At 56.6% G+C, this 12,624-nt stretch carries 11 protein-coding genes and 2 riboswitches; of the genes, 3 read left to right on the top strand and 8 right to left on the bottom strand.

What is annotated here, in order from left to right; translation table 11 throughout:
• Positions 1–8 precede the first annotated feature (8 nt).
• Entirely contained in the window at positions 9–650 is a 642-nt protein-coding gene (locus GKG34_RS01890; RefSeq protein ID WP_044953980.1) for a riboflavin synthase, read from the bottom strand.
• Positions 614–1,738, bottom strand: coding sequence for a bifunctional diaminohydroxyphosphoribosylaminopyrimidine deaminase/5-amino-6-(5-phosphoribosylamino)uracil reductase RibD (gene ribD, locus GKG34_RS01885; protein WP_005920567.1), 1,125 nt, complete (start codon positions 1,736–1,738; stop codon positions 614–616). The genes GKG34_RS01890 and ribD overlap by 37 nt, the downstream gene beginning before the upstream one ends.
• Before the next feature lie 151 nt (positions 1,739–1,889).
• A riboswitch (FMN riboswitch) is annotated at positions 1,890–2,004 on the bottom strand.
• 319 nt (positions 2,005–2,323) lie between these two features.
• On the opposite strand from ribD, the gene GKG34_RS01880 reads away from it, so the two are divergent.
• Both GKG34_RS01880 and GKG34_RS01875 read left to right on the top strand, forming a co-directional pair.
• Entirely contained in the window at positions 2,324–2,827 is a 504-nt protein-coding gene (locus GKG34_RS01880; protein WP_243139191.1) for a resolvase, read from the top strand.
• A gap of 144 nt (positions 2,828–2,971) precedes the next feature.
• Positions 2,972–3,487, top strand: coding sequence for a hypothetical protein (locus GKG34_RS01875; RefSeq protein ID WP_154255485.1), 516 nt, complete (start codon positions 2,972–2,974; stop codon positions 3,485–3,487).
• Positions 3,488–3,545: 58 nt separating this feature from the next.
• On the opposite strand, the gene GKG34_RS01870 is transcribed toward GKG34_RS01875, so the two are convergent.
• The 4 genes from GKG34_RS01870 to GKG34_RS01860 all read right to left on the bottom strand — a co-directional run bounded on the left by GKG34_RS01870 (position 3,546) and on the right by GKG34_RS01860 (position 7,887).
• Positions 3,546–4,427, bottom strand: coding sequence for an aldose 1-epimerase (locus tag GKG34_RS01870; RefSeq protein ID WP_005944142.1), 882 nt, complete (start codon positions 4,425–4,427; stop codon positions 3,546–3,548).
• Positions 4,428–4,430: 3 nt separating this feature from the next.
• A complete protein-coding gene (locus GKG34_RS15620) occupies positions 4,431–4,595 on the bottom strand; it encodes a hypothetical protein (RefSeq protein WP_005944144.1) in 165 nt (54 codons plus the stop codon).
• A gap of 77 nt (positions 4,596–4,672) precedes the next feature.
• On the bottom strand, positions 4,673–6,163 hold the full coding sequence (locus tag GKG34_RS01865; RefSeq protein WP_005944146.1) for an altronate dehydratase family protein: 1,491 nt from the start codon (positions 6,161–6,163) through the stop codon (positions 4,673–4,675).
• A 209-nt stretch (positions 6,164–6,372) separates the two neighbouring features.
• The gene (locus GKG34_RS01860) at positions 6,373–7,887 is read right to left on the bottom strand and encodes a tagaturonate reductase (RefSeq protein ID WP_154255484.1); all 1,515 of its coding nucleotides are present in this window, start codon (positions 7,885–7,887) and stop codon (positions 6,373–6,375) included.
• A 326-nt stretch (positions 7,888–8,213) separates the two neighbouring features.
• On the opposite strand from GKG34_RS01860, the gene uxaC reads away from it, so the two are divergent.
• Positions 8,214–9,647, top strand: coding sequence for a glucuronate isomerase (uxaC, locus tag GKG34_RS01855; protein WP_154255483.1), 1,434 nt, complete (start codon positions 8,214–8,216; stop codon positions 9,645–9,647).
• 90 nt (positions 9,648–9,737) lie between these two features.
• Here the strand turns inward: uxaC and GKG34_RS01850 are convergent, their stop codons facing one another.
• Positions 9,738–10,412: a hypothetical protein gene (locus GKG34_RS01850; protein WP_154255482.1), complete on the bottom strand. Its 675-nt coding sequence runs from the start codon at positions 10,410–10,412 to the stop codon at positions 9,738–9,740.
• Positions 10,413–10,562: 150 nt separating this feature from the next.
• Positions 10,563–12,254: a M3 family oligoendopeptidase gene (locus GKG34_RS01845; protein ID WP_154255481.1), complete on the bottom strand. Its 1,692-nt coding sequence runs from the start codon at positions 12,252–12,254 to the stop codon at positions 10,563–10,565.
• 202 nt (positions 12,255–12,456) lie between these two features.
• Positions 12,457–12,552: riboswitch (THF riboswitch) on the top strand.
• Positions 12,553–12,624 lie beyond the last annotated feature (72 nt).

Genomic DNA, 12,624 nt, shown 5'->3' with positions numbered 1-12,624 from the left:
AACTCTCCTTAAAAGCCGCAGCGCAGCAACATTTCTTTTGTGAGCGTGTTTTGCTTCGGTGTTTCTGATGGAAGCAGCCTCTCGATATATTTTCCAACAACATCGGTTTCCAAATTGACAAAATCCCCTTTGTGCCGTTGGTTCAGGTTCGTCTGACGGACGGTGTGCGGTATCGTGGACACGGAAAAGCCCGTAGGTTCCACCGCAGCCACGGTCAGGCTGATACCGTCTATTGTGATAGAGCCTTTTTCAACGACATAGCGAAGGATCGCAGAATCTACATGAATGGTGTACCAGATAGCCGTATCGTCTTTTCGGATATTAGCAATGCGTCCGACGCCATCCACATGGCCTGCTACGATGTGTCCGCCAAAACGTCCGTTGGCCGGCATGGCACGTTCCAGATTGACAGCACTTCCAACGGTGAGCTGTGCAAGTGCAGAGCGGTTCAAGGTCTCGTGCATGACATCCGCAGCAAAGCTATCCGGGAAGAGCTGCCTGACGGTCAGACAGATGCCGTTGACGGCGATGCTGTCACCGATCCTGGTTCCTTCCAGAACCGCTTTTGCACGAACAGTCAGTACGGCAGAATGCTGTCCCCGATTGATGGATTTTATTGTTCCGACTTCTTCCACGATTCCGGTAAACACGGGTACTCCACCTCACTTTCGATCAGGAAATCTTTGCCAAGCTGTTCCAATCGGCTGTTCTTCAGGCGGAATGCAGCATCCGGAAGCGGGACACCTGCACCCTCAATGGGTGCTTTGGCATCCCTTCCTCCGAACAGCTTCGGGGCAATGTAAGCCTGTACCTGCTGCACGATGCCGCTTTCCAGTGCAGACCAGTTCAAGGTTCCGCCGCCTTCCAGCAGAATGCTGTCGATCTGCTCCTGCCCCAGCTGTTCCATCAGTTGCAGAAGATTCACATGACCGCAATGCGCTTCCAGACAAAGGACCCGGCACCCGGCCTGTTGATATGCCGCCTGCTTCTCCGGGTCGCCGCAGCAGGTCGCAAGAATGGTCGGAACCTGTTTGGCGGTCATGACCACCTGTGATTGCAGCGGTGTCCGCAAATGTGTATCACAGATGATCCGGACGGGATCACGGCCACCCTCTATCCGGCAGGTCAGCAGCGGGTCATCTGCTAGGATGGTTCCGACTCCCACCATAATGCCGCGGAATCGGTGTCGCTGCCGTTGAACATGATTCCGGGCAATTTCCCCGGTGATCCATTTGGAAGCGCCTGTGTATGTGGCGATTTTTCCGTCCATCGTCATGGCGTATTTCATGGAAACGAAGGGGCGTTTTGTGGTGATATAGTGGAAGAACACCTTGTTCAGCGCATCGCATTCCTCTTGCAGAACATTTTCGGTCACATCTATGCCGTGTGCGCGCAGGATTGCAATTCCTTTTCCAGCCACCAGCGGATTCGGGTCAGCAGAACCCACGACCACCCGGTGAATGCCCGCGTCCAGAATCGCATCCACGCAGGGCGGCTGCTTTCCGTAATGGCAGCACGGCTCCAATGTCACATACAGGGTCGCTCCCTGCGGATCTTCGGTGCAGGATGCCAGCGCATTGCGCTCCGCATGAGCCTGACCGTATCTCTGGTGCCAGCCCTGTCCGATGATCCTGCCCTCTTTTACGACCACGGCACCCACCATCGGGTTGGGAGATGTCCATCCGCAACCTTTTTTTGCAAGCTGCAAAGCCAGACGCATATACTCTTTGTCGTTCATCGTGTCGCCTCCAAAAGAAAAAGCCCTGAACAAAACCGTTCAGGGCAAGCCGAAAAGACACAAGGGACCCTTGTGCAAAAAAGAAAGCTCCAGAATGCAAACGCATCCCAGAGCAGCCTCCACAAGCGCAGAACCGTGCGGGCTCTGCGCTTGGTATCTTCTTTCATCCAGACTGTACTGTCGGCTTCGGAGTTTCACCGAATCATGCCTTACGGCTCGTGGGCTGTACCACCGGTAGGGAATCGCACCCTGCCCTGAAGATTTCTGATTCAATTACAGCGGCATTATAGCACGGCTCCTTTCGGATTGCAAGGGCATTCTGCAAACCGGGACGAAACCGGGATGAAGCGAATCGCTACAACAATAAAATCACATCGTCCGTAGGACAATGTGAACGGAGAATCCAAAGGGGCGCGGGTCGCCAGTGGCAACCTCAAAATGCGTTGCATTTTGAAGCGCTTGACCGAGCCGACAGGCGAGAGCAGCGCCCTTTGGCACACGACTTTGCTTGCAAAGTCTATTCCGAACAAGACGGTACGAACGGGAGATGCTGGAAATGGCAGCAGAAAAGACCAAGGTCTACACATGAAGGTGGATACCACTGCCATTGAGCAGGAGATCGCCGCCTATGAGAAGCAGCTGCGGCAGCACTACTCCACAAAATCCCGGCTTATGGAGGAGATCGACAGCCTTGACCCGGACGACCGGCACTTTATCGCCCGAAAATCCGACCTTGACGACCGCCTTTATAAGATGTACGATAAAATCGAAGAGGTGAAAAATGGACTGATGGATGCCCGGGCAAAGAAGCAGGCCATTGAAGCCGACAAAATCACAGGCGACAACATCTATAAGATTCTGATTTGCTTCGACAAGCTTTATGCCACCATAACCGAGGCGGAACGCCGCAGACTGGTGGAGATTTTGATCGACGAGGTGCAGATCTACCCGGAACGCCAGCCTAATGGACAGTGGCTGAAGTCCGTCCGGTTCAAGCTGCCCATCATCGACCATGACCTTGAATTGAGTTTGGACAATCAGGATCGTGTCGAGGTCGTGTGTTCGATGGTTAGATTCAAAAAGCATTGATCTAATGTGAAGTAGGGTGAACCGTTTTATGGATTCTGTTACACAGCGTATAAAAATGATCCGGCAATATGAAGGAAAATAAGAAGACCTGTGCGGTCTGGTGAAAAATAACAACACAAATAGTACAGAGAAAAGGAGCATCCCATGAACGCAAATATCAATTATGATGAGATCCCGGATACCAGTGCCGTGCAGGAGGACCTGCTTGCGGCGCTGAGCAGCCAGCATGTGACCGTGCACACGAATGAGGAGCCGGACTTCGACTACATGGAAAACGGGGATGTGGCTTTTGTGGTCAAGAACCCGCACAATGATGAGAATTTGCTCATTGAACTGGGCGGCGAGTTCTCGGTGTTCTTCGGCCTGTGGCATGGGCAGTACAAGGCCGTGGAGTACGACTACGACCGCATGAAGAAGGACATTGCAGCCATTCTGGAGGGCAATGCCGGTGCGCTGAGCCTGTATGCCGACGGCAGGTGGCAGGGCAGCGCCCTCTGCCCGGAGAAGGTGTCTGCTGATGCCGACATGGAAAAGCTGCTGGAACGCTGCTGGCAAAAGCAGGAACCGAAGGAAAAACTGCTGGCACAGGGCGGCAGGGTGGAACTGCTTTATTGGGACCCGGCGGAAAATAAGAGCTTTGTGATTCCGGCAAAGAACTGAATCATAACAAAAAGGACACACCACAATGGTGTGTCCTTTTTGTTATACGATATGAAGCTTAGACCTTCTCGATGGTGATGCTCCAATCAGCGGTCATGGCCTCGTCCGGCTCCAGCACTTCGTGCTTGCCTTCCTCATTGACGCTGTTGGCCCAGCCGTTCCACGGCTCCATGCACACAAAGCTCTCGGCATCCTGCTGCCACAGCACGGCGTGGTCGAAGCTGTCGTCGGCATCCACAGTCACCTTGTGGCCGCTGCCGCTGTCGGTGAGGGTCATGGGGAACTGCACGCCGGTCAGCAGGCGCACGCTGTTGTCAGCACCTTCCTTGCGGGTGAGGGTGATCTTTTCCGGGGCAGCGGGCTGCTCGCCCTTGGCGCTCTCGGAACAGGTGGCGCACTTGATATCGAAGTCCACATTCTCCAGCTTGGAAGCCTTGAAGTAGGGGTGGAAGCCGAAGCTGAAGGGCATGTTGGTGTCGCCCTCGTTGATCACGGTCATGTTGATGGCGGCAGTGTTGCCCTCGAGGTTATAGTTCATCAGCACGGTGAAATCGAAGGGATAGAGGAACTTGGTCAGCGGGGTGGACTCCAAAATCAGGGTCACGCCGTCCGGGCCGACGCTTTCCACATCCCATGCGCACAGGTCGGCAAAGCCGTGGTTCTCCATGGGGTATGCCTTGCCGTCAAAGATGTGCACGCCGTTATCCGGCAGGCCGCAGTTGGGGAACAGCACCGGCACGCCGAAGCGGGGGCGGTTGCACTCGGAAAAATTGGGGTGGCGGGTCCAGATGTACTCCTCGCCGTTCAGGGAGAAGCCGGTGATCATGCCGCCGCGCTCCGGGGTGATGACCAGCTCGGTCTTTGCCTCAGCATCGGTGATAACGTACTGCTCATAGCAGGCACCGTTTTCGGTGACATAACGGGTGGTGATCTGATTCATAGTTCAGTCCTCCTTATGTTTCTGGTTCTGTGCCAGTTTTTCAAAATAATAATCAATGCCATAGCGAATGAGATATTTTATGACCCTTGCAATAACGGCCACGATAGCGGCAAAAATGCCGCCGTAAAGCAGAAACGCATAGATCATCATGCGAGTGGTCATAGCCATAAAAACACTTCCCTTCCGTTTTCATGCACAAAGAGGCTGCCGTACAGCCAAAGTGCCATACAGCAGCCTCGAAACGATTACAGAACGACGCCGTCCTTGAAGATGGAGATCTCGCGGAAGCCGTGCTTCTCGGCCTTGGTCTGCTCACCGCTTGCAACGCGGATGACCAGATCCAGCAGATCCTTTGCAGCCTCGTCGATGGTCTTTTCGCCATCGGCGATCACGCCGGTGTTGAAGTCGATCCAGCCGGATTTCTTCTGGGCCAGCGGGGTGTTGGTGGAGATCTTCAGGGTGGGAGCCGGGGCCGAGAACGGAGTGCCGCGGCCGGTGGAGAACAGGATCAGGTGTGCGCCTGCGGCGGTCATGGCCGTGGCAGAAACCAGATCGTTGCCGGGGCCGTACAGCATGTTCAGGCCCTTGGTGACAACGGGATCACCGTAGCCGATCACGTCCATGATGGGGGCGGTGCCGCCCTTCTGCACGCAGCCGCAGCTCTTGTCTTCCAGCGTGGTGATACCGCCCTGTTTGTTGCCCGGAGAGGGGTTATCGTAGACCACCTCGTTGTGGCTGATAAAGTAATCCTTGAAGCCGTTGATCATGTGCTCAGCCTTGACAAAGACATCATGGTTGATGCAGCGATCCATCAGGAAGCCCTCGGCACCGAACATCTCGGGCACCTCGGTCAGCACGGTGGAACCGCCGCGCTGGCCCATCATGTCGGAGAAGCGGCCGATGGTGGGGTTGGCGGTGATGCCGGACAGGCCGTCCGAGCCGCCGCACTTCATGCCCACCACCAGATCGGACACGGGGATAGGCTCACGCTTGAACTGCCCGGCATAGGCAGCCAGCTCCTTGAGGATATCGCGGGCAGCGGTGAACTCGTCGTCCACCTCCTGACAGGTGAGGAACTTCACACGGTCGTGGTCGTACTCGCCCAGCTCTTCCACGAACTGATCGTGCTGCAGGTTCTCGCAGCCCAGATGCAGCACCAGAACGGCGGCAGCATTGGGGTGGCGCACCAGCGCAGCCAGCAGCTTGCGGGTCTGTGCATGGTCGTGGCCGGTCTGGCTGCAGCCGAAGGGATGGGTGAAGGTGTACAGGCCCTCGATGGAGCCGGTGACCAGATCCTGATTGTCGGCAACGATCTTCTTGGCGATGTCGTTGACGCAGCCCACGGTGGGGATGATCCAGATCTCATTGCGGATGGCGGCGCGGCCGTCCTTGCGGCGGAAGCCCATAAAGGTCTCCGGCTCGACCTTGGGCAGGGGAGCCAGATCCGGGGCGGGGTTGTAGCTGTACTCTACCTCACCGGACAGGTTGGTGTGCACGTTGTGGGTGTGCATCCAGCTGCCGGGAGCGGCATCTGCGGTGGCGTGGCCGATGGGGAAGCCGTACTTGATCACGTTCTCACCGTTCTTGATGGGCTTCACGGCCATCTTGTGGCCCTGCGGAATGTCCTCCAGAGCAGTCACGGAAAGACCATCCACTTCCACCAGCGTGCCCTTGGCAATGGGGTGCAGAGCAACGACCACGTTGTCGATGGGGCTGATATGAATTGCCTGCGGCATAGTAGTTCTCCTTATCGTATCGCACAAAAGGGAATGAACCCTCTCCGTCATCGCCATGCGATGCCACCTCTCCCGAAGGGCGAGGTCTTTGCGATGAAAACTTTACGTTTCCACGTTTCCGCAAAAGCTCCCCCCCTCGGGGGAGCTGGACGCGAAGCGGACTGAGAGGGTTCACACCTCAAAGCAATGTTTCTTTTAAACGATCAGGCTTACAGGCAGCTCTTGTAAGCAGCCTCGGCACCCTGAGTGCGGATCATTTCCAGATCAGCCAGAACAGCGGCCTCGAGACCCTCGATCTTGGCCAGATCCTGATCCCACATCTGGGTGTTGGTCAGCACGGCGTTCACCAGCTGAGCAGCGGTGTCGTCCTTGTGTGCATAGTAGAAGTCCAGTGCCCATGCGTCATCCTGGATCTTGTAGGTGTTGCCGGCAGGACGCTTGCAGATCAGGCCGTCGGCGGTGCGCTCCTGAATGTCGCTGGAATAGAAGGCAATGTAGGCTGCCAGAGACATGGTCAGGCACTTGGGCAGCTGCTTCTGCTCCTCGATGTAAGCCAGGAAGGAAGGCATGTTGCGGGCCTTCCACTTGGAGGTGGAGTTCAGGGAGATGCTCATCAGCTCGTGGTTGACGAAGGGGTTGTTGAAGCGGTCCTCAACAGCGGAAGCAAACTCTTCCAGATCCTTCTTGTCCAGCGGCAGGGTGGGGATGATCTCCTCGTGCAGCATCTTGTTCATGAAGCCGCGGATGGTGTCGTTGTGCATGCAGTCACGCACAATGTCGAAGCCGGCCAGATATGCGCCCAGAACGAAGCCGGTGTGTGCACCGTTCAGGATGCGGACCTTGCGCTTCTTGTAGGGGGTAACATCGGGCACGACCATGACGTTGACGCCGGCCTTCTTGAACGGCAGCTTGTCCTCCAGCTCAGCGGGGCCTTCGATGACCCACACGCCGAACACTTCGCCCACGTCCAGAGCGGCATCATGGTAGCCGTTGGCCTCTTCCATGGCAGCCAGTTCCTTGGGATCGCGGATGCGGCCCGGAACGATGCGGTCCACCAGAGTGGAGCAGAAGGTGTTTGCGTTGTTCATCCAGTCGATGAAGGCAGGCTCCAGATTCCAATCCTTGGCGTAGTTGTTGCAGCACTTCTGCAGCTCCTTGCCGTTGTTGTCGATCAGCTCGCAGGACAGGATGGCCAGACCCTTGTCAGCAGCGCCGTTGAATGCCTTGTAGCGCTCGAACAGCACGCGGGTCAGCTTTGCGGGGAAGCTGTTGGGAGGAACCTGATCGAACTGGCTGTCGCCCTGCGTGTAGGCGATGCCGGCCTCAGTGGTGTTGGAAACGATGGTCTCGAGATCGGCAGAGCGTGCCAGTTCCAGCACTTCGTCCCACTTGCCGTCGATGTAGGGGCACACACAGTCGGACACGCAGGAGATCACGCGCTTTGCATCGACCTTCTGGCCCTTCTCACTGCCGCGCAGGTACAGGGTGTACAGGCCTTCCTGCTCGTTGATCCAGTCTGCCATCTGGGGGAAGTTGCTGATGGGCTGCACCAGCTTGACCTTGCCGTTGTAGCCGGCCTTCTCGTTTGCGATGTCATAGAAGTAATCCACGAAAGCACGCAGGAAGTTGCCCTCGCCAAACTGCATGACCTTGACGGGTGCATCCTTCAGGATGTAGCCGTTATAGCCGGTGCCTTCCAGAACCTTGTAGTTCAAAGTTTCCATCTTGTTGATCTCCTTTATAAACTTGCTTTGCTTATCAGAGAGCCTCTTTGTCTGCCCTCTGCTCCTTACCCTATTTTATGCTGTTGTATACAAATAAGTCAAGAGCTTTGTGCAATATTTTTAGCCTTAAGGTGACGATTTGGGGCATTTCCAGCGAAAAGCACAATTGTGTGCTAGAAAATTTGTCACTTTTTCAGTTGTATACATGCGCATTTTCCGTTATACTAAAGGTAAGACAAACCTGCCCGTGCAGGCGGGCGTCCCGTTGTACACAAGGTTTGACGGATTTTTAACAAAAACCATCAGAGAAAAGGAGTTATCGACCCATGAAAGCATTTATGGATAAGGAATTCATGCTCCAGTCTCCCACTGCTCAGCATCTGTATCATGACTACGCTGCGGATATGCCTATCTGCGACTACCACTGCCACATCCCTCCCCGTGAGATCTACGAGAACCGCCGCTTTGAGAACATCGCTCAGGTATGGCTGGGCGGCCGCAACCCGGACGGCAGCTACTTTGGCGACCACTACAAGTGGCGCGTGATGCGTTCCAACGGTGTGCCCGAGGAGTACATCACCGGTGATAAGCCCGACCGCGAGCGCTTCCAGAAGTTTGCAGAGGCTCTGCCCATGGCCATCGGCAACCCGATGTACCACTGGACCAACCTCGAGCTGCATGTGTTCTTCGGCTACGAGGGCGTGCTGAACGGCGATACCGCTGAGGAAGTCTGGAACCTGTGCAACGACAAGCTGCAGCATGACCCCAAGCTGACCGTCCGCGGCCTGATCGAGCAGTCCAACGTGGCCTTCATCGGCACCACCGATGACCCCATCGATGATCTGTACTGGCACAAGAAGATCAAGGAAGATCCCACCATCAAGTTCACCGTGGCTCCTTCCTTCCGCCCCGATAAGGCCATCAACATCAACAAGCCCGGCTTTGCCGAGTACATGGGCAAGCTGGCCGCTGTTGTGGGCAAGGAAAAGCTGGCCTGCATCGACTGCGTCACCGACGCTCTGACCAAGCGCATCGAGTTCTTTGCCGAGATGGGCTGCCGCGCTTCGGACCACGGTCTGGATTACATCCCCTACCGTGAGGCCACCAAGGAAGAGGTCAACGCCATCTACCAGAAGGTGATGGCCGGCGAGACCTGCACCGTGGAAGAGGCTGAGAAGTACCAGACCTACATCCTGATCCATCTGGGCAAGCAGTATCACCGTCTGGGCATCGCCATGCAGATCCACTACAACTGCCTGCGCGGCGTGAACCGCAAGATGAACGCTCTGCTGGGACCCGACACCGGCTATGATATGATCAACACCGCTACCTGCGGCGGCGAGATCGCAAGCCTGCTGAGCGCCCTGAACGACACCGACGAGTGCCCCAAGACCATCATCTACAGCCTGAACCCCGCCGACGATGCACAGATCGGCACCATTCTGGGCTGCTTCCAGAACAGCGAGGTGCCGGGCAAGATCCAGCACGGATCCGCATGGTGGTTCAATGACCACAAGATCGGCATGGAAGAGCAGATGACCCGTCTGGCAAGCCTGGGCCTGCTGGGCAACTTCGTTGGCATGCTGACCGACAGCCGCAGCTTCCTGAGCTACACCCGTCATGACTACTTCCGCCGCATCCTGTGCAACATCATCGGCCAGTGGGTCGAGGATGGCGAGTATCCCAACGACGAGAAGGCTCTGGAGAAGATCGTCAAGGGCATCTGCTTCGACAACGCAAAGCGCTACTTCAACCTGTAAGAGAAGCGCCTGAACCTGAATAAGGCATAACACAAAGCCCCCGGAACGGTGTGAAACGTTCCGGGGGCTTTTGCTGTAAGCAGATAATGTTTACTTTACAAGGCTGCGCAGCACAACGCGGGCAGTGGAAACATCGGAACCGAGCAGGGTGTCGTAGGCATTCAGGATGTCGCGGATGGCCTGCAGGTTGTCCTTGGTCAGGGTGTAGGTCTTGGTGGAGCCGTCTTTGCCGGTAAAGGTGGCGGTGACGCTCTTGGCGGCAAGCCACTCGTTCAGCCAGCTGGTCTCGTCGTCCATATCGAACAGCTCATAGGCGAACCATGCCTTGAGGTCGTTGTCGTAGCCGCCGATGAACTCTTCATCACAGGTGAAGTCGTAGTAGTTATCCTCGGTCTCTACCCGAACAGATTTCATGTCCAGCTTTTTATTGCCGAAGTAGGTCATGCCCAGACTGAGATACACGGTGGGATCATCGTTGGTAACGAACAGGTAGGGGTACAGACCGCAGGAGGCCTTTTCCATGCTGGCCTCCTCGTAGGGAGAATCGATCTGCCAGCCCTCGGCCTCGCTGTCATAGGTGACAGTGAGCTTGGACAGGGCAGAGCGCAGCTGCGCCTCCGACACTGCATTGGTCACAGAAAGCTCTGCCGGGGCAGGCTCGTCCGGAAGAGCAGGGCTCAGGGCAAAGGCGGAGACGCCGCCCATCAGGATGGCGGCGGTGCACAGGCAGGCGGCACCGCGCTTGAACAGTCCGGTCAGTTTCATAAGGATCTCCTTTCGCTTCACAGAAACGCTTTTTCTCTGTCCAGAGCATACCAGATTTTACGGCTCCCGACAGCAAAACGGCATGAATCGCCCCTCAGATGCATCAAAACGACCATTCAGACGGGGTGCGGTGCGGATGAAAACGGCTTCTTATACCTGATGGGTCTCCAGCCAGTCGGTCATCTGCTGGGCAATGCCCTTGATGCTGCCCTCCTCAAAGGGAACTTTCAGCCCGGCAGTCTCCAGCAGCTCGGTGTAGCTGGCCATGCCTGCACGGCGCACAAGGCGCAGATAGCGCTGCCATGCGTCCTTGTGGTCGGTCAGGCTCAGCAGAAAGAACTGCAGTGCGGCCATGGTGGACAGGCAGTAGTCGATATAGTAGAAGGGGCACTCATAAATGTGCAGCTGACGCTGCCAGCCTGCACCGCGGCCATAGAAGGGAAGACCGGCAAAATCGATCCACGGGCGGTACTTCTTTTCCAGCTTGAGCCACTCGGCATTGCGTTCATCGGGGGTCAGATCCGGGTTCTGGTACATGATGTGCTGGAACTCGTCCACTTCGCATCCGTAAGCAAGGAACACAAAACTGTCCTCAGCGTGGAGCAGGGCGTATTTGTCGGTATCCCGGCCGAAGAGCAGATGATGCCACGGTGCGGTCAGGAACTCCATGGCCATGGAGTGGATCTCGGCGCTCTCCATGCCGGGGCATTCCAGATCGGCGGGCACTTCGGGATCACGCTCGGCCACATAGCCCTCAAAGGCGTGGCCGCACTCGTGGGTCAGCACGTCCACATCGCCGGAGGTGTTGTTCCAGTTGGCAAAAATGAAGGGGGCCTTGTAGCTGGGCAGGCTGGTCATATAGCCGCCGGACATCTTGCCGGGGCGGCTCTCCACATCGAACAGCTCGTTGTCCTGCATAAAGTCGATGAACTCGGCGGTTTCCGGGCTAAGCTCATGGTACATGGTGCGGGCGGCATCCATACGGGCTTTGTAGCCGGGAATGGGCTTGGGATTGCCGTCCTTGAACATGATGGGCAGATCGGTGAAGGTGGGGCGGGCGATGCCGGTGCGCTTTGCACGCAGAGCCATCACCTTTTGCAGCTGGGGCACCACATCGTTTGCCACCTGATCGCGGAATTTCCGGATCTCCTCCGGGCCGTAGCCGATGCGGTTCATGCGGACGTAGGAAAGCTCACTGTAGTCGTGATAGCCCATCACCCGGGCCTGTGCATTCAGGTTCTTCACGATCTCGCCGTACAGCTCGTCCAGCTCGGCACGGTGGGCGTCAAAGTAACCGGCCTCGGCCTCGTAGGCGGCGCGGCGCACGGCAGGGTCCAGATCTTCTTTGTAGGGGCCCAGCTGCGGGATGGTGAGCTGTTTGCCGTCCAGCTCCACCAGTGCGCCGCCGTAGATCTGCTGGTAGCGGCTCACCAGAGCATTGAACTGCTGCTGCAGCTCCACGGTGCGGTCATCCATGCCCAGAACGGCATTCTTCATACCGGCCACACAGGTGGTGCCGAACTTCGCGGTCAGGACATCCACATGCGGGTTCGCAAGGAAAGCCCGGCTGATCTCCACGCTGGCGTTGGTCACGGCGGGGCCGTTGGCATCAAAGAAGTCCTGTTCGGCCTTCCAGTAAGCGTCGCGGGTGTCGCAGGTGTAGTGGATGTTGGCAAGGTTTGCGGCGGTGTTGTACTCTGCAAAGGCTTCGCTCTGCTCATAGTAGAGCCGGACAAGGGCATCGCCGTCGGGTGCGGCAGCGGCCTTTGCGGCCAGCTCTTTGCACCGGGCCAGCAGGGCACCGATGTCCGGGCGGGTATAGGTCATTTCGTTGAATTTCATCGGGAAACATTCCTTTCCGGGAGAAGACTCCATATTTAAGGTTAAACCCATCTTACCACGTTATGCGGCAAATGAAAAGGGGACACAGGCCAAAACCCGGCAGATGCTATGCACAACTGCTAAAATTTGACGAGGTGGTTTGGCAAAGTTGTCTGTGCAGGCGGTTGCATGGCTGTGGCAAAAGGACTATAATAAAACCATCAACAGAGTAAGACCATGTGCGTTAAGTGCCGCATCAACGGGGAGTTGTGCTGTGGACGAAGGTGTACCCGCGGTGCATGGTCTGCATCCCGCTGCTGCATGGACTTGGGTGCAGGCGAGACGGCTTGCGTCCCGCCCGGAAGTGAAAGTTGTTGGATTCACGCCCTCC

The sequence above is a fragment of the Faecalibacterium sp. BIOML-A4 genome (genome assembly GCF_009679665.1).
Taxonomy (GTDB): domain Bacteria; phylum Bacillota; class Clostridia; order Oscillospirales; family Ruminococcaceae; genus Faecalibacterium; species Faecalibacterium taiwanense.
Note: the sequence above shows the minus strand (reverse complement) of the source record. Positions and strands in the feature narration are given on the sequence as shown.